18 protein-coding genes and 4 tRNA genes are annotated in these 20063 nt (G+C 42.6%); 9 read left to right on the top strand and 13 right to left on the bottom strand.

Annotated features, from left to right (window positions below):
* Positions 1–148: 148 nt before the first annotated feature.
* Both D1136_RS10475 and D1136_RS10470 read right to left on the bottom strand, forming a co-directional pair.
* Entirely contained in the window at positions 149–1510 is a 1362-nt protein-coding gene (locus D1136_RS10475) for an MATE family efflux transporter (protein ID WP_161877573.1), read from the bottom strand.
* Between the two features lie 573 nt (positions 1511–2083).
* Positions 2084–2227: a hypothetical protein gene (locus tag D1136_RS10470; protein ID WP_161877572.1), complete on the bottom strand. Its 144-nt coding sequence runs from the start codon at positions 2225–2227 to the stop codon at positions 2084–2086.
* Positions 2228–2362: 135 nt separating this feature from the next.
* On the opposite strand from D1136_RS10470, the gene clpP reads away from it, so the two are divergent.
* Both clpP and clpX read left to right on the top strand, forming a co-directional pair.
* Entirely contained in the window at positions 2363–3040 is a 678-nt protein-coding gene (clpP, locus tag D1136_RS10465) for an ATP-dependent Clp endopeptidase proteolytic subunit ClpP (RefSeq protein ID WP_161877571.1), read from the top strand.
* A 5-nt stretch (positions 3041–3045) separates the two neighbouring features.
* The gene (gene clpX / locus D1136_RS10460) at positions 3046–4260 is read left to right on the top strand and encodes an ATP-dependent Clp protease ATP-binding subunit ClpX (protein WP_161877570.1); all 1215 of its coding nucleotides are present in this window, start codon (positions 3046–3048) and stop codon (positions 4258–4260) included.
* A gap of 63 nt (positions 4261–4323) precedes the next feature.
* Here clpX and D1136_RS10455 read toward each other — a convergent pair whose 3' ends face one another.
* Positions 4324–4812 carry a hypothetical protein gene (locus D1136_RS10455; protein ID WP_161877569.1) on the bottom strand — a complete coding sequence of 163 codons (489 nt, stop codon included), beginning with the start codon at positions 4810–4812 and terminating at the stop codon, positions 4324–4326.
* A 56-nt stretch (positions 4813–4868) separates the two neighbouring features.
* Positions 4869–5498: an orotate phosphoribosyltransferase gene (gene pyrE, locus D1136_RS10450; RefSeq protein WP_161877568.1), complete on the bottom strand. Its 630-nt coding sequence runs from the start codon at positions 5496–5498 to the stop codon at positions 4869–4871.
* Between the two features lie 247 nt (positions 5499–5745).
* Here pyrE and D1136_RS10445 point away from each other — a divergent pair, with 247 nt between their 5' ends.
* Positions 5746–6159, top strand: coding sequence for an NUDIX hydrolase (locus tag D1136_RS10445; RefSeq protein WP_237567054.1), 414 nt, complete (start codon positions 5746–5748; stop codon positions 6157–6159).
* Here D1136_RS10445 and D1136_RS10440 read toward each other — a convergent pair.
* The 5 genes from D1136_RS10440 to D1136_RS10420 form a co-directional block, all read right to left on the bottom strand.
* Positions 6099–7142: an aminoglycoside phosphotransferase family protein gene (locus tag D1136_RS10440; protein WP_161877566.1), complete on the bottom strand. Its 1044-nt coding sequence runs from the start codon at positions 7140–7142 to the stop codon at positions 6099–6101. The two genes, D1136_RS10445 and D1136_RS10440, sit on opposite strands and share 61 nt — an antisense overlap.
* A 169-nt stretch (positions 7143–7311) precedes the next feature.
* Positions 7312–7395 (bottom strand) — tRNA-Leu (locus tag D1136_RS10435).
* 61 nt (positions 7396–7456) lie between these two features.
* A tRNA-Leu gene (locus D1136_RS10430) sits at positions 7457–7540 on the bottom strand.
* 17 nt (positions 7541–7557) lie between these two features.
* Positions 7558–7641: transfer RNA gene (locus D1136_RS10425), tRNA-Leu, on the bottom strand.
* A 9-nt stretch (positions 7642–7650) separates the two neighbouring features.
* Positions 7651–7721, bottom strand: a tRNA-Gln gene (locus D1136_RS10420).
* 235 nt (positions 7722–7956) lie between these two features.
* On the opposite strand from D1136_RS10420, the gene D1136_RS10415 reads away from it, so the two are divergent.
* From D1136_RS10415 to rfaE1, 3 genes are all read left to right on the top strand, one after another.
* Positions 7957–11112 (top strand): DUF2723 domain-containing protein, encoded by a 3156-nt coding sequence (locus D1136_RS10415; RefSeq protein ID WP_161877565.1) that lies wholly within the window; start codon positions 7957–7959, stop codon positions 11110–11112.
* A 10-nt stretch (positions 11113–11122) separates the two neighbouring features.
* Positions 11123–12236 (top strand): peptide chain release factor 2 gene (gene prfB, locus D1136_RS10410; protein WP_161877564.1). Its coding sequence is split into 2 segments (ribosomal slippage): positions 11123–11185 and positions 11187–12236, totalling 1113 coding nucleotides; the frame shifts between segments, so codons are not numbered across the junction.
* Between the two features lie 7 nt (positions 12237–12243).
* Entirely contained in the window at positions 12244–13188 is a 945-nt protein-coding gene (gene rfaE1 / locus D1136_RS10405) for a D-glycero-beta-D-manno-heptose-7-phosphate kinase (RefSeq protein ID WP_161877563.1), read from the top strand.
* Positions 13189–13196: 8 nt separating this feature from the next.
* On the opposite strand, the gene pdxT is transcribed toward rfaE1, so the two are convergent.
* From pdxT to D1136_RS10390, 3 genes are read right to left on the bottom strand one after another with little or no spacing between them, the layout of a single operon-like run.
* On the bottom strand, positions 13197–13778 hold the full coding sequence (gene pdxT, locus D1136_RS10400; RefSeq protein WP_161877562.1) for a pyridoxal 5'-phosphate synthase glutaminase subunit PdxT: 582 nt from the start codon (positions 13776–13778) through the stop codon (positions 13197–13199).
* A 59-nt stretch (positions 13779–13837) separates the two neighbouring features.
* A complete protein-coding gene (gene pdxS, locus D1136_RS10395) occupies positions 13838–14707 on the bottom strand; it encodes a pyridoxal 5'-phosphate synthase lyase subunit PdxS (protein ID WP_161877561.1) in 870 nt (289 codons plus the stop codon).
* Positions 14708–14753: 46 nt separating this feature from the next.
* The gene (locus D1136_RS10390; protein WP_237567056.1) at positions 14754–15728 is read right to left on the bottom strand and encodes an aldose epimerase family protein; all 975 of its coding nucleotides are present in this window, start codon (positions 15726–15728) and stop codon (positions 14754–14756) included.
* 171 nt (positions 15729–15899) lie between these two features.
* Between D1136_RS10390 and D1136_RS10385 the strand changes: the two genes are divergently transcribed.
* On the top strand, positions 15900–17054 hold the full coding sequence (locus D1136_RS10385; protein ID WP_161877559.1) for a galactokinase: 1155 nt from the start codon (positions 15900–15902) through the stop codon (positions 17052–17054).
* Between the two features lie 22 nt (positions 17055–17076).
* A complete protein-coding gene (locus D1136_RS10380) occupies positions 17077–18708 on the top strand; it encodes a sodium/sugar symporter (RefSeq protein ID WP_161877558.1) in 1632 nt (543 codons plus the stop codon).
* Positions 18709–18774: 66 nt separating this feature from the next.
* Here D1136_RS10380 and D1136_RS10375 read toward each other — a convergent pair whose 3' ends face one another.
* Entirely contained in the window at positions 18775–19644 is an 870-nt protein-coding gene (locus D1136_RS10375) for an RNA polymerase sigma factor RpoD/SigA (protein ID WP_161877557.1), read from the bottom strand.
* Positions 19645–19890: 246 nt separating this feature from the next.
* On the opposite strand from D1136_RS10375, the gene rpmH reads away from it, so the two are divergent.
* Positions 19891–20049: a 50S ribosomal protein L34 gene (gene rpmH / locus D1136_RS10370; RefSeq protein ID WP_013612287.1), complete on the top strand. Its 159-nt coding sequence runs from the start codon at positions 19891–19893 to the stop codon at positions 20047–20049.
* Positions 20050–20063 lie beyond the last annotated feature (14 nt).

Raw genomic sequence — 20063 nt, 5'->3', positions numbered from 1 at the left:
CCGATGAACAACTTTACACTTTTTTGAAGGAGGAACTTTAGGTGGTCACCTTCATCCGTTTTTAAGGGGGCAAGTTTACCGTTTTTTCCAAAAAGCGGAGAATGGACATAAGTCTGTTCTCCGCTTTTTTAAAAACATATTCAAGGCTTCATTCAAGTATCATATCATCTCTCTGTCGCCATAGGTAAAACACGGCGATACACACCGTAGTTGCCGCCTCAGACAGTGTCAGTGCCAGCCAGATGCCGGCAACACCCAACGCACGGGGCAACAGGATAAAACTTGGGACGAGGAAAATCATACCACGCAACAGGGCGAAAACTGTGGCCGGGCGAATGCGCTCCACACTCTGATAGTAACCTATAGCCGTCAGATTCAGGATGAAGCAAACGAAAGCTGCGGAGACGAGCGGGAACCCGTCGATGGCGATCCATGCCGCAGATACCGTGGGATCTACGAACAGTCCGACCAGCCATTCAGGAAAATAAACGAAAAGCAAGGTAACCGCCGCACCACACACCACGGCAGTCAGTAGTGCAATCCGCTCCGTTGCCGCCACACGACTATGTAGTCCCGCACCGAAATTGTAACTGATGATGGGTTGCGCCGACTGCGCGATGGCATTGCCGATCATGAAGACGAAGGGCATGTAATAGCAAGCTATACCGAAGGCACCTACGCCGTCATCGCCCAAATAGTGCATGAATACCTGATTGCCGACGAATATGAACATAGCCATCGTACATTCGCCCAGCAATGCCGACGAACCGATGCGGCACTGGTAGCCAATATTGCGTAGCGACAGACGCAGGCTCTTACGGCTCCATTTGGGCATAATCGGACGCAAGTGCCGTGCGCGGAACAGCAGATACCCCATGCTGATAACACCGCCGATAACCAAGCTGATTGTCGTGGCAGCCGCTGCACCCGTTACTCCCAATCCCAACGGAAAAATGAAGAGCCAGTCCAGCACAATATTGACGGCTGCCGGGATGATGTTGCACCACATGGCCAGTTTAGGCGCACCGTCCAAACGGATGATGAAGAGCGATATGGCCATCCACATCTCAAACAGAAGAGAGGGAATGAACCATTGCAAGTAGTCTTTTACCAACGGTAACAGATGGTCAGACGAACCGAGCAGACGTCCCGTAGTATCGGAAAAAAGCATGATGACGACCGACGGTACCAGCGTTATCAGTGTAGCGAAAACGAGGGTCTGCGTTACGTTCATCCGCGCAACCCGCTCCTTGCCCCGCGCCAGATGGATGGAAGCCACAACCGAACATCCTGCGCCCAGCATCAGCGCCACTCCCATGAGTAACATCAGTACGGGAATGCAGATGTTAATGGCAGCCACACCATCGCTGCCCACACCGTGTCCCACAAAGATGCCGTCGATGACCGTTACAGCCGACATGCTCAGCATCCCCAGCAACGTGGGGATGAAATACTTGTTGAATAGCTTGAACACATTCACATTTCCCAAATCAATAGCGTCTCTTTCCATATTTTACATTTTTAATATTCCGACACAATGAAAAATGCCGGACAAGTTGATTGGTTTTACCCAGTCATCTTATCCGGCATTCTATAATTCTGCCCTCCGATGAGGATTACAAAACTCCTTTTTTCGTTTTTCGGGTGCAAAAGTAATATATTCCTCTAAAGCAACCAAATACACTTATGTATTTTTCATGAATATATTTACCGGATTTACTTTCATCGTTCCCAAATTCAGAAATAACCCATGATGTTCAATCATCCTGTTCCGGAACATTTCCCAAAGGATATTACATCCGAGTTGCACCACCATGGAATCAACAAACAACTCTTGTTGCCCCAATACTTCTAACAGTGAATTTACTAAACCAGCATTACAATAATTAAGAAAAGAAAAATCGGAGGTTATAAGCTTTATAGAGGTTAGCTATTGAAATTATGATAAGAAAAAATGCTATCTTTGTATAACAATAAAGTGTTCTTTTGATTTAATGCAAAATATGGCGAATATGTGTGGTTCACTCGTTTCTAAATCGCAATCCATTTAAGAGAATGAAGACTCTAATTGGTTGTATCTTAATTAGAAAATAGAACTTAAATATCTTAAATCCCTGTTTGGAAGTTCCTTATGGATAACCGACAGATTGAATGAAATGGTCAGGTTGCGCCCATCCGCCAAATGGATTATGCTGTAGCTACCGTTAGCCTCTAAAAACATATTCATCCGCTCATGACAATTTTTAAAATTGAATCATATGACTACCTCTTTATCCATTACCCTCATCAGTTTTAATAAAAACCGAAAACGCTCATATGATTATTTTTTGTAACTTAGCACCTTGAAAACAACAAATACACTATGGACTTACAGAACGAATTTCAAAAATATGCTCTCCGGGACAGAGGAATCAGCAGTTTAAACTTACATCGTTATCAAACTGCAACCAACAGTTATATCACTCCCAACATCATCGAAGAAAGACAATTGAACATTGCAACTATGGATGTGTTCTCGCGTTTGATGATGGACCGGATTATCTTTTTAGGAGTACCTATTGATGACGACGTTGCCAATATCATCATGGCTCAGTTATTATTTCTGGAAACAGCAGATCCCAGTCGGGACATTCAGTTATACTTCAATAGCCCGGGAGGTTCCATTTATGCCGGATTAGGTATTTACGATACCATGCAATTCATCAATTGCGATGTGGCTACTATCTGCACCGGCCTTGCAGCTTCTATGGCTGCCGTATTAATGTGTGCTGGTGCCCAGGGCAAACGTTCGGCCCTGAAACACTCCCGTATCATGATCCATCAGCCCATGAGCGGAGTACAAGGTCAGGCTTCCGATATCGAAATCACTTCCAGAGAAGTTCAGAAACTGAAAAAAGAACTCTATTCAATCATAGCGGACCACACCGGTCAGACTTTCAAGAAAGTTGAAAAAGATTCAGACCGGGATTACTGGATGACTGCAGAAGAAGCAAAGGAATATGGTATGATTGATACTATATTAACCCGAGATAAAAAATAAGCATAATGCAAGATAAATGTTCATTTTGCGGCAGGACCCGCAACGAGGTTAACTTACTGATAGCCGGAACAGACGGTTACATTTGTGACGAATGTGCATCACAAGCCTATGAAATTGTTCAGGAAGAATTGAAAAACAAATCGACCCTAAATTTAGACAATATAGAAATTAAAAAACCGGTCGAGATCAAAAACTTTCTGGACCAGTATGTAATTGGCCAAAATGAAGCTAAAAAACATCTGGCAGTAGCCGTCTACAACCACTACAAACGTCTTTTGCACAAAGGAGGAAAAGACGACGTAGAGATAGAGAAATCCAATATTGTCATGGTAGGCCGTACAGGTACAGGAAAAACCTTACTCGCCCGCACCATCGCCCGAATGCTTCATGTTCCTTTCACCATTGTAGATGCAACGGTACTCACTGAAGCCGGTTACGTCGGTGAGGACATTGAATCCATATTAACCCGCTTGCTCCAGGCTGCCGATTACGATGTAGAAGCTGCTGAAAAAGGTATTGTCTTTATTGACGAATTGGATAAAATTGCCCGCAAAGGAGATAACCCCTCAATCACCAGGGACGTCAGCGGAGAGGGCGTACAACAGGGGCTGCTCAAACTTCTGGAAGGTTCTGTCGTCAATGTCCCCCCCCAGGGAGGACGCAAACATCCTGATCAAAAAATGATTCCGGTAAATACCAAAAACATTCTCTTTATCTGCGGAGGTGCTTTTGATGGCATCGAAAAGAAAATTGCAGCCCGCATGAATTCCATGGTGGTCGGTTTCCATGCCAGTCAGGCTTCTGAAAAAATAGACCGGGAGAATTATCTGCAATACATAGCCCCTCAAGATTTAAAAGCTTTTGGATTAATCCCGGAAATTATTGGTCGGCTGCCGGTTCTCACTTACCTGGAACCTCTCGACCGCCAGGCCCTACGGAACATCCTGACGGAACCCAAAAACGCTATCATCCGGCAATACATCAAATTATTCGAATTAGATGGCATCACCTTAAAATTCGAAGAAGAAGTTTATGAATATATTGTGGACAAAGCGATTGAATTTCGTTTGGGAGCCCGGGGACTTCGTTCAATCTGTGAAGCAATCATGACAGACTTAATGTTTGAAGTACCTTCCCAGAATAAAAAACAGATTACAATCACCAAAGCTTATGCAGAAAAGTATCTGAGTAAAGTACAGGCACAGAAACTCAGAGCCTGACCTTTTTACTTTCATACCAGATTTATGATTTCGGTGTATTCGACGAAATCATAAATCTGTTTCTCAAAATTGAGCAGACTGTAAAAGTCCGTAAGGAATTTTAGACAAACTTTCCCCAAGTTGGTTTATGCCTTTTTCCAGTTTACCTTTCAACAACATTTTCATCATCATATTCAGTTCACCGTGGAAAGTTATTTTCATACGAGTATCATAAGGCCCGTTTTCCAATAACTGAATCCAAAGATTAAACTCCAAAGGAAAAACTCCATCGCCTCCCAACTTAATCAATTTTGGTTCTTCTTTCTCCACAATCCGGACAACCAATTCTCCCATTCCTTTCACCACCACATAACAAGCATCTTCTGTAAACCGCGTACTTTCTATTTTTTCGGATATTTTTTGCATATCCACATTTTCTCCGACGGGCATTCCTGTTTGCTTCACCATTTCAATTAAACGACCGATTTTCCCAAAATCGGAAAGAAAAGCATACACATCCCTCACAGGACTTTCAATTTTAAAAATTTCGCTTGCAATTTTTGTTGTAGACATAGGACTGATTTCATATGCAAATGTGCTGATGCCCGATTTGCATCAGCACATCGTAATTATTTATAAGTCTCTGGGCTCAGACGCCACTCTTTTAATTTTTCCACCTGCTCAGGTTTTACATAACCGACTTTCACCGCCAAATCAATCATAGCACTATAATTACTTAAAGTGGTCAACTCGCAACCGGCGTTTTTAAAATTCTCTTCGGCTTTTTGAAAACCGTAAGTAAAGATTGCAGCCATACCCAACACCTCACAACCAGCATTCCGTAAAGCTTCCACTGCCTGTAAGCTGGAACCTCCCGTAGAAACCAAATCCTCAATAACAACCACTTTCTGACCGGCAGAATACTCTCCTTCTATTAAATTCTCCAGGCCATGACTTTTGGCAGAAGAACGGATATAAATAAAAGGCAGGTTCAACTCCTGCGCAACCAATACTCCTTGTGCAATAGCTCCGGTGGCTACTCCGGCAATCACCTCCACCTGAGGATATTTCTCCCGTACCAAAGCAGCAAACTGCTCTTTAATATAAGAACGTACTTCCGGATAAGATAAAGTCTTACGGTTATCACAATAAATCGGAGATTTCCAACCCGAAGCCCAGGTAAAAGGATGATTCGGCTCTAATTTTATTGCTTTAATATCCAGCAAATAAGATGCCACTTTTTCTGCAACAGCATTCATTTTTTTTGTATTTTTGTATGACAAATTTAATTTTTTACAAATGTATAAAGTATTTTTTAAAGAAAGCCGTTTTTTACTCACTGATGAGCGGAATTTACTGAAAACAAAAGAACAAATATTTATACACCTAGACTTTCATCAAACCAAAACATTCATTATTCAAAAATTAAATCAACCGGAGAAATTCTCTGTAATTTTATATGCTGAAGACCTAGAAGAGCTTTTTTCCATCTTTAAATCCTGCTTTTTGTACGTTAAGGCAGCCGGAGGGGTTGTACAACAAAATAACCGGATTTTAATCATCAAACGCTCAGGAACTCCGGACCTTCCGAAAGGCCATCAGGAACCAGGAGAAAGCATTGAGCAATGCGCCATACGCGAAGTGGAAGAAGAATGCGGTCTTCAAAATGTAAAAATTACTTCACATTTAACAGATACATTACACATCTATTACCGGAACGAAAACTGGTATCTGAAAAAAACTTACTGGTATGCCATGAACTGCCCGGCAAATCCAGACTTGAGCCCCCAAAAAGAAGAAGATATAGAAGAGGTATACTGGCTTCCCTTGCCGGAAATCAGCAGCATACTCTGCAATACCTATCCTTCCCTCAGAGACGTTTTCGAAAAAGTACAAATCAATTCATCTGCCACTTTCTGAATTTCCGGATAATCATTGCCTAATTTCCCGGGTTTAAAAAGAGAAGAAATATTCGACAAACCAGGCCGGATAGAATCTATAAAATGCTGTTTTCGCTCATACAATCCACGCAGCCCGAAAGCTCCCATGGCCTGCAACAAACGAATCAATACAAAACAATAATATTCTTTCCGAAACAGGTCTGCATCCACTCGCCGGTATTGCTGCAGCATCATTATATAATCGTCTAACAGAGACTCCTTGTATACTTCCGGCACCTCCGCAATCGCATCATAAAGCAAAGAGGCCACATCATAATGCAAAGCCCCCTGACGTCCTCCCTGATAATCAATAAACCAAACATTATTTTCCCGAACCATGATATTCCTGGACTGAAAATCACGAAACATAAAGGCAGTTCTTTCCACCTCCAGAAGCCGTGCAGTCAATCGTTCAAAATCATTCTCCAATGCATCTTCAGAAAAAGGAACTCCTGCCAAACGTAAAAAGCAATACTTAAAATAATTCAAATCCCATGAAATACATCTCCGGTCAAAAACAGGCCGGGGAACACAAAGCGAATAATCCAACCCCTCGCCTCCCAAAAACTGAAAACGCAACAGTTCAGCCAAAGATTTCCGGTAAAGCTCTGGTAATCGTTTCTCCCACCCTTCTGCTTGCCGCTCCTGTTCTATGACATCCAACAACATTGTATTTCCCAAATCTTCCTGAAGATATACCAAACCATCATGAGAAACACTGTAGACCTGAGGAACATGTAAGCCTTTTTCCCGGAAATGACAGGAAAAGCGGATAAACAAACGATTTTCATCTACATCTTTATGATATGCCCCTATACAGAATTCCCTCCCATCTCCCAGCCGATAATATTTCCGGGCAGAACCTGAAGCCGGTAACAACTCCACATATTCGGGACCTTTCCCAAAATGTTGCCGATACAGCACACATACTTTCTCCTTTATTCCGTCAATCTTATCATCCATAAGTCTTCTTGCTTGTTTCGTTTTAAACACAATCCTTTTCAGAAAGCTTTACTTTCCATTTAATTTATTGACAAAACTAATATTTTTTAAGGATGAACCATTCCACTTCCCCACTTAAAACAAAGCAAGAAAATACAGAAAAATAAAAAAGGAGAAAAAATAGAATAAGTGCCCAGGACAAGACTCGAACTTGCACAGCCTTTCGACCACTACCACCTCAAAGTAGCGTGTATACCAATTTCACCACCTGGGCAAAAATTCAAGATTTCAGCGGCTTCTTATAAACAGAAACCACTTCTCTCGAAACAGTCATGTGCCCGAAATAGGACTCGAACCTACACGGCCGTGAAGCCACTAGTACCTGAAACTAGCGTGTATACCAATTTCACCATTCGGGCATTTTAAAGAACAGGAGTGCCCAAGATAGGACTCGAACCTACACGGCCGTAAAGCCACTAGTACCTGAAACTAGCGTGTATACCAATTTCACCACTTGGGCATCAACTCGTTGTCCCACCAGGATTCGAACCTGGACTGACAGAACCAAAACCTGCTGTGCTGCCATTACACAATGGGACAATCATTGATGTGTCGTTTTTGACGCTGCAAATATAGAATGTTTTTTGTTTTCTAACAAAAAAAACGAGGGAATTTCAAATAAAATAATTATTTTCGTGCTTTATAATGAAACACCCTTTTCTCTTTATATTCTGGATATAAGCAGATTATAATCCAGGACATTTTTTACAAGAGAAAAAAAGCATCATTATTGTTTTAAAATCTAATTTTACAGCCAATTATCTAAAAAATGAATATGTACACCATCAAGAATCATCCCAATTTAAGTTTCCGGCTGATTAACAGACTTACCAGCTGGGTGACTTTTATCATTGCAAGCATGACGTATATACTCACAGCCGAACCAACTGCCAGTTTGTGGGATTGCGGAGAATTCATCACCACCTCAGTCGGTCTGCAAGTGGGACATCCTCCCGGAGCCCCCTTGTTTATGATTATATCCCGGCTCTTTGCTATTTTCGCCCCCTCACCGGAAAAGCAGTCATTGATGATCAATTACATGTCTGCTCTATGCTCAGGCTTCACAATCCTGTTTTTATTCTGGTCCATCACCCATCTGGCACGTAAATTAGTAGTAAAAGATGGGGAAGAAATGACCTTAGGACAGATGTTTGCCATACTGGGAGCTTCTCTAATAGGTTCATTGACCTTTACATTCACCGACACATTCTGGTTCTCGGCAGTGGAAGGAGAAGTATATGCCATGTCCTCCCTCTTTACAGCCCTGGTATTCTGGGCTATCCTGAAATGGGAAAATGTAGCATTCGAACCTTATGCAAACCGTTGGCTCGTGTTTATCGCTTATCTGATTGGATTATCCATCGGAGTTCATTTATTGAACTTACTGGCAATTCCGGCCATCGTCTTCGTCTATTATTTCAAAAAATATACCCCAACCCCAAAAGGAATCATTAAAACCGGACTTCTCTCCCTGATTATCCTCGGAGTGGTAAATTTCGGAGTTATTCCCGGAGTCATTAAAATAGCCGGTTGGTTTGAACTTATGTTCACCAATGGCATGGGATTCCCATTCAATACCGGGGTTATCATTTACGTTCTCCTGATTGTAAGCGGATTGATATGGGGTATCCGGTATACCTTAAAAAAGAATATGCCCATCTGGAATACAATCCTGACCTGCTTTATGGTTATCCTGATCGGTTATTCCTCCTATTCAATGGTAGTTATTCGTTCTTTGAGCGACCCTCCTATTGATGAAAACAGTCCGGACAATGTATTTTCCCTGCTTTCTTATATCAACCGGGACCAGTACGGAGATACACCTCTGTTGTACGGACAATATTACAATGCACCCCAACTCGATTATAAAGAGGGAGAGCCTGTTTATTATCAAAACAAAGAAACCGGATTATACGAAAAAGTCAGTTTCAAACCTATCGGTGTATATGACAAACGCTTTTGTACATTCTTCCCACGGATGCACAACAATGGCCGTTCCTTTTATCCCGCACAATACCAGGCATGGGCTGGTAAGAACAACGGACCAACTTACATGGTCGACGGAGAACCGATTACCCGACCCAGTTTTGGCAACAACCTCCGTTTTTTCTTCAATTACCAATTGGGACATATGTATTGGAGATACTTCATGTGGAATTTCTCTGGACGGCAAAATGACATACAGGGAAACGGAGAAATTACACAGGGCAACTGGATTACAGGCATCAGATTCTTGGACGAATTACGTTTAGGCAACCAATCCGAACTTCCCGACACTTTAAAAAATGAGAAAGCTTATAATAAATATTATATGCTTCCTTTCTTACTGGGTCTTCTCGGCATGTTCTATCAATACCGGAAAAGCAGAACCGGCAAACAGGACTTCTGGGTTGTCATGTTATTATTCCTTCTCACAGGTATAGCCATCATCATATTCCTGAACCAGTCGCCTGTTGAACCCCGTGAACGGGATTATGCTTACGCCGGTTCTTTCTACGCTTTTGCCATCTGGATTGGCTTGGGCGTACTGGCTATCTGGGAGTTTATGAATAAACACATCAGACAACTGAATCCGGCAGCATCCGCCCTCATCACAACCGTAGTCTGTCTATTCGCAGTTCCCGTAAATATGGGAGCACAAAACTGGGATGACCACACCCGTGCCGGACGCTATGCCACCATTGCATATGCCAAGAACTACCTGAACTCCTGCGCTCCCAATGCGATATTGTTTACGTATGGAGATAACGACACTTTCCCGCTCTGGTATGCACAAGAAGTGGAAGGTGTCCGACGTGACATCCGTATCGTTAATCTTAGTTTGCTTGCCGGACCATGGTATATTGACCAAATCAAACGGAAAGCTTACGAATCACCGGCAGTCCCGATCTCTTTCACAAAAGAACAATACCGTGACGGGAAACGGGAAACAATAGTCGTTATGGAACAATTCAAACGGGCTGACTTACGGGAAGCCATGGAATTTGTAGCCAGCGATCTGCCTCAAACCAAAGTAAAAGGTTCCATATCCAGCCTGGACTACATTCCAACCCGAAATCTTTATCTACCCATAGACTCAGCAAAAGTCATAGCCAACGGTACGGTAAAAGCCCAGGACAGCGATAAAATTGTAAAAGAACTGAACATTAACTTAAAAGGCAGATACCTGAACAAATCCCAGCTTATGGTCTTGGATATCATTGCAACAAACGACTGGGAACGTCCGATCTATTTCGGAATAGGTATGGGAGCAGACTCCTATATGGGATTTGAGAAATATTTCCAACTGGAAGGTGCCGCTTACAGATTGATACCGGTTGAAACTCCTTCTCAAAAATTCAACGAATATGGCAAAATAGACTCCGATATCCTCTACGACAATATGATGAATAAATTCGTATGGGGAAATATCAAAGATCCAAAAGTCAATATCGACTATTTCCATGACAACAACATTGGAGTAATGAAATACCGGAGTACATTCTTCCGTCTGGCAGATCAACTACAGCAAGAAGGAAAGTATGAACAAGCTGCTGCTGTCTTAGATAAAAGCCTGGAAGAATTACCTCTGTATCAAATCCCCGCAGACGGAACCCTGACTTTCTATGCCCAGCTTTATTATATGTTGGATAAAAAAGAATCAGCCCGTCATCTGGTAAATGAACTGACCAGAAACAACATCCAGATGCTAAAATACATCAATTCTCTGTCGCCTAAATTTGCCAATACACCCAGTATCCGGCAAAATGAGGAAATGAGCCTGAATATACTTCAAAAGCTGATGCAAATAACCTATCAACATGGCGACAAAGAATTGGCTATGGACATTAGCCAACAGGTGGAGAAATTGCTCAACCCCGGCTTGCTTCGTCCTTCCCGGCCGGTTATGCCAGAAAATGATTCAGCTCAAACCATTGAATTAGAAAATTAAAACACAAGTTATGATTACAATAGATCAACTGAAAGCAGTTGAAGAACGCGGCGGCGCTCTGAGGAGGTATCTTTGACCTCGACCATAAGAAAATAGAACTGGAAGAGATTGAAATGCGGACGCAGGCTCCGGACTTCTGGAATGATGCCAAAACAGCAGAAAAGGTGATGAAACAAGTGCGGGAATTGAAAGGCTGGATAGAAGGTTGTGAAGAAGTTTGCCGTTCCATAGATGACCTGAATGTATTGTATGAATTTGCTAAAGAAGGAGAAGCCACCGAAGAAGAAGTGGACACCCACTATGCCGAAACCTTGAGTTTGGTAGAAAACCTGGAATTAAAAAACATGCTGCAGGGCGAAGCCGACGAAATGAGTTGTGTACTGAAAATCAACTCAGGAGCCGGCGGCACAGAAAGCCAGGATTGGGCATCCATGCTAATGCGCATGTATATCCGATGGGCAGAAAATAACCATTATAAATGTTCTGTCAGCACATTACAAGATGGGGACGAAGCAGGAATCAAAACTGTAACCCTGCAAATAGAAGGTGATTTTGCCTACGGCTATCTGAAAGGAGAAAATGGAGTACACCGCTTGGTACGGGTATCTCCCTTTAACGCCCAGGGGAAAAGAATGACTTCTTTCGCTTCGGTATTTGTTACACCTTTGGTAGACGACACCATAGAAATTTCCATCAATCAGGCAGATATCAGCTGGGATACTTTCCGCTCCGGAGGTGCCGGCGGACAGAATGTTAACAAAGTGGAATCCGGTGTACGTCTGCGCTATCAATACAAAGACCCCTATACCGGCGAAGAAGAAGAAATTCTCATCGAAAACACAGAAACCCGGGACCAGCCTAAAAACAAAGAGAATGCATTGCGCCAATTGCGTTCTATCCTCTACGACAAAGAATTACAACACCGGATGGCAGAACAGGCCAAAGTAGAGGCCAACAAGAAAAAAATCGAATGGGGTTCTCAAATCCGTAGCTATGTTTTTGATGACCGCCGGGTAAAAGACCACCGAACCAATTACCAAACCTCTGATGTTGGAGGAGTAATGGACGGAAAGATTGATGAATTTATCAAAGCTTACCTCATGGAATTCGGAGGAACTGAATAAAACGAAAATGAAGGAACTGGATTTCTCTAATTATAAAGTGCTCATTGTCGGCGATGTCATGCTTGACAAATATTATTTCGGACAAGTAGAAAGAATTTCTCCGGAAGCTCCTGTACCTATTGTCAACATTCATAAAGAAGAGTCTCGTCTGGGAGGAGCTTCCAATGTAGCCAACAACATAGCAAGTCTCGGGGGACAAACCCTATTATGCGGCACAATTGGCCATGATTTTTTTGGCAGGGAAATAGAAAATATCAGCCACCGGCGACACATTCACACTTTTCTGTTAAGAACTTCCAATCCAACCATTACCAAAGCCCGGATTATCGGCGGGAAACAACAAATTGTCAGGGTGGATTATGAAGAAAAAAACGGACTTAGCGAAAACGAAAAACAACAATTAAAGGAAAAAATCAGCCAGGCATTACCGGAATATCATATTTTAGTCATTTCCGACTATGGCAAAGGACTCATTTCAGAAGATTTTTGTTGCTACCTGGTCCGACTGGCCCAAAATCAGGGGAAAAAAGTCATTATTGACCCCAAAGGGAAAAACTGGAAAAAATACATGGGAGCGGACATAATAACCCCAAATGTAAAAGAACTAAGCGATATTGTGGGCTATTCGGTACCCAATACTGACCAGGCAATTGAAAAAGCAGCACGGGAAGCCATGGAAACCAACCAGCTCACTTCACTGTTAGTGACCCGAAGCGAAAAAGGCATGAGCCTCATCGGAGACTTTCCTCCCCTTCATATTCCAACCCATTCAGAAGAAGTATTTGACGTTAGCGGAGCAGGTGACACGGTAGTTGCCACACTCAGTATTTGCCTTGCCGCCGGTATGGATATAATAGACGCCATAAAAACCGCCAATATAGCAGCTGGTATTGTAGTAAAAAAAATAGGTACGGCAACGCTGACCCGCGAAGAACTTGCCCCTTTATTGTAAAGGAAAGCTTATCCTTCCCTGTCTTCCCGGCATATTTCTGCAAAATAACGATGAAAAGCCAGGCTGTCAGTCAGCTCCGGATGAAAAGAAGTGGCGAACATATGACCTTGCCTGGCAGCCACAATATGGCCGTCCACCCGACACAATACCCTTACCCCTTCTCCGGCACGGATAATATAAGGCGCACGGATAAATACCAATGGTTCCGGCTTCGGACTAATTTCCGGAAGACTTACTTCCATATCAAAACTATCGATCTGAGTTCCATAAGCATTTCGTTTCACTTCAATATCCATCACTGCCAGATGTCTTACAGAATCATTTACCAAATTTTTAGCAAGCAAAATCATTCCGGCACAAGTACCCCACACCGGAAGTCCCTGCAATATTTTCTCCTTCAAAGGCTCCATCATACCGGTACGGTTCAATAACTTTCCCATTGTAGTACTCTCTCCTCCCGGCAAGATAATTCCATCCAAATCATCTAATTGCCCCGGATAACGGACAACCACCGCCTCCTCTCCAATCTTTTCTATATGCTGTTGATGTTCAACAACAGCTCCTTGAAAACCTAAGATTCCTATCTTCATAGCTAAAAGGGACAACATAGCCTATAAAGCAGACAAACTTTATAGACTATGTTAAAACATTACCATCCTCTCTCGGCATATTTGCTTTCCAGAGTTTTAATTTCCAAACCGGACATCGCCTCTCCCAGATTTTCTGAGAGCTCAGCCAACTTCAACGGATCGTTATAATAAGTAACGGCCTGAACAATAGCTCTTGCCCGCTTTTCAGGATCTCCGGATTTAAAAATACCAGAACCTACAAATACACCTTCCGAACCCAGTTGCATCATCAAAGCAGCATCAGCAGGGGTGGCAATACCTCCTGCAGCAAAATTCACAACCGGCAATTTCCCATGTTCATGCACATATTTTACCAATTCATAAGGGGCTCCAAACTCTTTAGCTAAAGTCATCAATTCTTCCACTCCCGCATTTTTCACCCGGCGCATATCATCACTGATTTGCCGCATATGGGTAACAGCCTCCACTACATTTCCGGTCCCAGCCTCTCCCTTTGTACGTATCATGGCTGCACCTTCCCCAATCCGGCGTAAAGCTTCTCCCAAATTACGGGCACCGCATACAAACGGAACTTTAAAAGCAGTCTTGTCCACATGATAAAGTTCATCGGCAGGGGTCAAGACTTCACTTTCATCAATAAAATCAATGCCTATCGCCTCTAATATCTGTGCTTCCACAAAATGGCCGATTCTCACTTTAGCCATCACCGGAATGGAAACAGCTTTCTGGATAGCCTTAATCATCTGCGGATCGGACATTCGGGCGACACCACCGTCACGCCGAATATCTGCCGGAACCCTTTCCAATGCCATCACAGCACAGGCTCCTGCTGCTTCCGCAATTTTCGCCTGTTCAGCATTGGTTACATCCATAATAACCCCACCCTTTAACATCTGAGCAAGGTTCTTATTTAATTCGTACTTTCCCATAATTTCTTGTCAGTTTAAACAAATAAAACATATTGAACTTTCCTGGTTATTCGATACCATATATCGTAGTTTTCCGATAAACTTCTCCTGGTTGTAACAAAGTGGTGGGAAAAGAAGCATGATGCGGAGAATCCGGCCAATACTGAGCCTCTAAAGCCACTCCGGTATAAGCACCATAAGACAATCCCCCCCTTGCATCTTCTACTTGCAAAAAACGGCCGGTATACACTTGTAAACCCGGATAATCCGAACAGACATAAAGCTTTATCCCGGACTCCGGACTCCATAACTCAGCCCTGCGTTCTACTTTTCCATCCGCTTCAAACACATAGCAATCATCCAGTCCGCCATAATCTTCAATCACTTCCTTCAAAGCCCTGAAACCTGAAAAATCATATGCTCCCTCAGCCTGCACAAAAGTACCATCCGGAATCAATCCGTTCGTATGTAAATATTGTCGGGAAAATAACTTTAAGCGCAACGAACGCACATCAGCAAGCCCCGGATTCAGATTAAAATAAGGATGATGTGTCAGATTGACATAACATTTCTTGTCTGTCTCAGCTTCATAATTGATTTTCAGTTCTTTGCCTTCCACCCGAAACGTCACAGTCACCACCAGATTACCGGGATAGTTTTCTTCTCCGTCCGGACTCTTATACCGCAATACAACCGACGAAGACCCTTGTTCCACCTTTGTCCATAATTTCCGGTCAAAACCTCTGTGCCCCCCGTGCAAATGATTAGGTCCATTATTCACAGCCAATTGAAATTCCCGACCGTCAATAGAAAATTTTCCCTGGGCAATACGGTTCCCATACCTTCCGATACAGGCACCCAAATAAGATCCTCCCGCAATATAGGCCGGACTATCATAATCGGATGCCCGTTCCAGCCCCAACAAAATATCCGTAGGTTTACCAGCGTTGTCCGGAGTAATCACACGCACCAGCGTTGCTCCGAGATTAGTCACATGCACTTCCAGCTCCGGACTTTTCAATACATATAATTCTGCTTCCATCACACATTAGAATGATTTACAAAGGTATCAATTTTTGATAAAAAAAAATATTTATACCACCTTTTTATTTAAACTAACGGAAGTCTTTTACTATAAATTGCAGTACTAAAAAAAATATTATATTTTTGTCAAATTAATGTAGTGCAAAGTAAAATCACCAACAATATATTTATGAATATACTTGATCTGGAACATACATTCGAAGAAATCTATGGCAAAAAAGCAGAACACGCTTTTTTCGCACCAGGGCGTGTCAACCTAATCGGCGAACACACCGACTATAACGGAGGTTTAGTATTCCCTTGTGCATTAAGTTTTGGTACTTATCTTTTGTTGTCTCCCAGAAACGACAAAAAAACCTCTTTCTCCAGTATCAATATGGAGTTTTCCGGAACGGTAGATGCAAACGCTTTCATCAATAAACCCAGCACATGGATTAAATACCCGTTAGGAGTTATGAAAGAATTTGCAAACCGGGGATTTGACGTTTGGGGATATGACCTGTTATACTACGGAAATATACCCAACGGAGCAGGGCTTTCTTCATCAGCTTCTATCGAAGTAGTAACAGCCGTCATGTTAAACGAAATGTGTAAGGCCAACCTGGACATGGTTGATTTGGTAAAAATTTCCCAGAAAGCAGAAAATATCTACGTCGGCGTAAACTGCGGAATTATGGACCAGTTTGCCGTCGGCATGGGAAAAGCCCAGAAAGCAATTGCCCTGGATTGTGCCTCACTGAAATATGACTACGTCCCTCTCGAAATGCAAGGTTACAAACTGGTAATCGCCAACACCAATAAAAAAAGAGGACTGGCTGATTCCAAATACAACGAACGGAGAAGTGAATGTGATGAAGCAGTAGCAACCATTTCTACTGCCCGCAAAATCAATTTCCTGTGCGAACTGACAGAAGAAGAATTTGAAAAATACAGTCACCTGATCCAAAATGAAACGGTACGCCGTCGGGCCAGACATGCCGTATACGAAAACCAAAGAGTCATCAAAGCAATTGATGCGCTGAAATCAGGCGATCTTAAAACATTCGGCCTCCTGATGAATGCTTCACATCAATCTTTAAAAGAAGATTACGAAGTAACCGGTATAGAACTGGATACTCTGGCCGAAGAAGGACAACACCTGGAAGGAGTTCTGGGCTCCCGCATGACCGGGGCTGGATTCGGAGGATGTACGGTTACCCTCGTACAAGCAGACAAAGTCAACGACTACATTGAAAAAGTAGGTAAACTCTATAAAGAGAAAGTAAATTTGGAAGCAACTTTCTATATTGCCGATGTAGGCGAAGGTGCACGAAAACTTTATTAATAATCCAGATAAAATAACATTTATGAATCCGAGTTTCCATATCATAGATTTTATTATCCTCGGCATCTATGCCATTCTACTGATCGGGGTAGGTCTATGGGTTTCCCGCACCAAAAAGGGACAAACAAAAACTGCAGAAGATTATTTCTTAGCCAGCAAGGCTCTGCCGTGGTGGGCCATCGGTTCCTCCCTGATTGCAGCCAATATCTCCGCCGAACAATTTATCGGAATGTCCGGTTCCGGTTTTGCGGGAGGATTAGCCATTGCCTCTTACGAATTTATGGCAGCACTGACTTTGATTATCGTCGGTAAATTCTTTTTGCCGGTATTCATCAAGCAAGGCATATACACCATTCCTGAATTTGTTGAGAAACGTTTTTCTACTAATCTGAAAACCATTTTAGCTGTATTTTGGATTGCCTTGTTCATCTTCGTCAACCTGACTTCCGTGCTTTATTTAGGAGGTAAAGCCATCGACACCATTATAGGGGTGGGAGACGGCACCATGGTTATTCCGGCCATCATTGCCTTAGCACTGTTTGCCGCAGCCTATTCTCTCTACGGAGGCCTTTCGGCTGTGGCCTGGACAGACGTCATTCAGGTAGCCCTGCTCGTCATCGGCGGTATCATTACAACTCTGGTAGCCCTCCATTACGTCACTCCCGACGGCGGAATCATGAACGGAATCTCCCACGTAGCTAACGTAGCCGGAGATAAATTTGACATGATTCTTTCCCGCGACCACAAAGAATATAATAACCTGCCAGGTATCTATGTACTTATCGGAGGCCTTTGGGTGGCAAACCTGTATTACTGGGGATTCAATCAATACATCATCCAACGCACACTGGCTGCCAGATCCCTCAAAGAAGCACAAAGAGGTATTGCCTTTGCCGCATTCCTGAAAATGTTAATTCCTTTCATTGTAGCCATTCCCGGTATTATTGCATGGGTCATGTTCACTGAAAACTTACATGGAGCTAAAAGTGCATTTGAAATTGCCGGTTCGTCGGCGCTGAACAATGACAATGCTTACCCCTGGTTAATCAGCACATTCATTCCCATCGGAATAAAAGGATTGGTGCTAGCCGCTTTAGCTGCAGCCATTGTATCTTCTTTGGCTTCCATGCTAAACTCCACCTCCACCATCTTCACCATGGATATCTACAAACCTTATCTCAATCAAAACGCTTCCCAACATCAATTGGTGAATACAGGCCGTTTGACTGCCGGCATTGCCCTTGTCATAGCCGTATTACTGGCACCGCTACTGGGAGGCATAGACCAAATGTTCCAGTACATTCAGGAATATACCGGATTGGTGAGCCCGGGAATCCTGGCAGTATTCCTCATGGGACTCTTCTGGAAAAAAGCGACTAACAAGGGTGCTATCTGGGGAGTACTCTGTTCTATTCCAATCGCTTTGATCTTCAAACTATTGCCATTCGAGATGCCTTTCATGGATCAAATGTTCTACACCTGTATCCTAACCATCGTTATTATCTTCATGGTCAGCCTGAGCAGTTGTCCGACAGATGATGATCCAAAAGCCATCAAATTAACAGCAGATATGTTTAAAACAGATAAAGTCTTTAACATCTGTGCTTACATCATCTGCATTCTACTGGCTATCATTTACACTGTTTTCTTCTAAAAAACAGAAATACATAAAAAACGGAAGCCCATCAAGGACTTCCGTTTTTCCTTTTCCCCTACAAACTTACAAATAAGCTTTCAGGCGTTTATTATTCTGCATCTCTTTGAGTTTACGGATAGCCTTTGTCTTCACCTGACGGACCCGTTCGCTGGTCAATCCCAGTTTCGTACCAATCTCCTCGAGAGACATGGCAGCGTAACCGTTCAACCCGTAATACATACTCAAAATAGCAGCCTCTCTTTGAGAAAGCATACTAAAAGAACGCTCAATATCCCTTTTGAGGGAATCCTGGTTTAAAGTCATCTCTGGCCCCTGGATTACCGGATCAGGCGAAACATATATATCATACAGGGAAACCGACTCCTCATCCATTGTCAAAGGCGCATCCATAGAAATCGGTTTATGGGCTATTTTCATATTTTCTTTCACCTCTCGTGGTGTGATATCCATATTCTCTGCAATTTCTTCCTCTGTAGGTTCCCGTTGATACTCCTGCTCCAATGCCATATAACAACGATTTACCTTATTCATTGTACTGATTTTATTCAAAGGCAAACGGATTAGACGGGCATCTTCAGCTATAGCTTGTAAAATAGATTGACGAATCCACCAAACAGCATAGGAAATAAATTTAAACCCTTTTGTTTCATCAAAACACTGCGCAGCTTTAATCAACCCAACATTTCCTTCATTAATCAGGTCTCCCAAAGTTAAACCGTGATTCTGATACTGTTTTGCAACAGAAACAACAAAACGCAAATTACCCAAAACCAATTTCTCCCGGGCCTGGGCATCTCCGCCACGAATCCTTTTTGCCAAATCAGCTTCTTCTTCAGGGGTTAGTACATGAATTTTTCCAATCTCCTGAAGATATTTTTCTATAGCATACGATTCACGCCCTGTAATCTGCTTTGTAATCTTAAGTTGCCTCATATCTTTGACTGTTGCATTAAAGTTAATAAATTTTTACAAAACAAACAAGTATACTTACCTTATTTTATCCCTCCTTCCCAACTTTTTATTCTCACTTGGTTTACATTTTGTCATTTTTTATACGCTTTTCCCCTGTCTGAGTTTCACTCCTCCCGGCAAAAAAAAGATTGTTTTATTTGGAGTCACAAAAAAAATCCCTACTTTTGCAGTCCAAAGTGAAAAAACAATGATAAAATATAATTTACCATGAAACGGACATTTCAACCCTCAAACACAAAAAGAAGAAACAAACACGGTTTCAGAGAAAGAATGGCGACAGCAGGCGGAAGAGCAGTTTTAGCCAGAAGAAGAGCTAAAGGAAGAAAGAAATTAACAGTATCTGACGAACGCAGACATAAAGCATAATTTCTTTTCAAGAT

Source organism: Odoribacter sp. Z80 (assembly GCF_009935865.1).
Classification (GTDB): Bacteria; Bacteroidota; Bacteroidia; order Bacteroidales; family Marinifilaceae; genus Odoribacter.
Note: the sequence above shows the minus strand (reverse complement) of the source record. Positions and strands in the feature narration are given on the sequence as shown.

Excerpts from the sequence above, each read along its gene's own strand:
- D1136_RS10475 (WP_161877573.1), bottom strand. The coding sequence starts at position 1,510 with ATGGAAAGAGACGCTATTGATTTGGGAAATGTGAATGTGTTCAAGCTA.
- D1136_RS10470 (WP_161877572.1), bottom strand. The coding sequence starts at position 2,227 with ATGAATATGTTTTTAGAGGCTAACGGTAGCTACAGCATAATCCATTTG.
- clpP (WP_161877571.1), top strand. The coding sequence starts at position 2,363 with ATGGACTTACAGAACGAATTTCAAAAATATGCTCTCCGGGACAGAGGA.
- clpX (WP_161877570.1), top strand. The coding sequence starts at position 3,046 with ATGCAAGATAAATGTTCATTTTGCGGCAGGACCCGCAACGAGGTTAAC.
- D1136_RS10455 (WP_161877569.1), bottom strand. The coding sequence starts at position 4,812 with ATGTCTACAACAAAAATTGCAAGCGAAATTTTTAAAATTGAAAGTCCT.
- pyrE (WP_161877568.1), bottom strand. The coding sequence starts at position 5,498 with ATGAATGCTGTTGCAGAAAAAGTGGCATCTTATTTGCTGGATATTAAA.
- D1136_RS10440 (WP_161877566.1), bottom strand. The coding sequence starts at position 7,142 with ATGGATGATAAGATTGACGGAATAAAGGAGAAAGTATGTGTGCTGTAT.
- D1136_RS10415 (WP_161877565.1), top strand. The coding sequence starts at position 7,957 with ATGTACACCATCAAGAATCATCCCAATTTAAGTTTCCGGCTGATTAAC.
- rfaE1 (WP_161877563.1), top strand. The coding sequence starts at position 12,244 with ATGAAGGAACTGGATTTCTCTAATTATAAAGTGCTCATTGTCGGCGAT.
- pdxT (WP_161877562.1), bottom strand. The coding sequence starts at position 13,778 with ATGAAGATAGGAATCTTAGGTTTTCAAGGAGCTGTTGTTGAACATCAA.
- pdxS (WP_161877561.1), bottom strand. The coding sequence starts at position 14,707 with ATGGGAAAGTACGAATTAAATAAGAACCTTGCTCAGATGTTAAAGGGT.
- D1136_RS10390 (WP_237567056.1), bottom strand. The coding sequence starts at position 15,728 with ATGGAAGCAGAATTATATGTATTGAAAAGTCCGGAGCTGGAAGTGCAT.
- D1136_RS10385 (WP_161877559.1), top strand. The coding sequence starts at position 15,900 with ATGAATATACTTGATCTGGAACATACATTCGAAGAAATCTATGGCAAA.
- D1136_RS10380 (WP_161877558.1), top strand. The coding sequence starts at position 17,077 with ATGAATCCGAGTTTCCATATCATAGATTTTATTATCCTCGGCATCTAT.
- D1136_RS10375 (WP_161877557.1), bottom strand. The coding sequence starts at position 19,644 with ATGAGGCAACTTAAGATTACAAAGCAGATTACAGGGCGTGAATCGTAT.
- rpmH (WP_013612287.1), top strand. The coding sequence starts at position 19,891 with ATGAAACGGACATTTCAACCCTCAAACACAAAAAGAAGAAACAAACAC.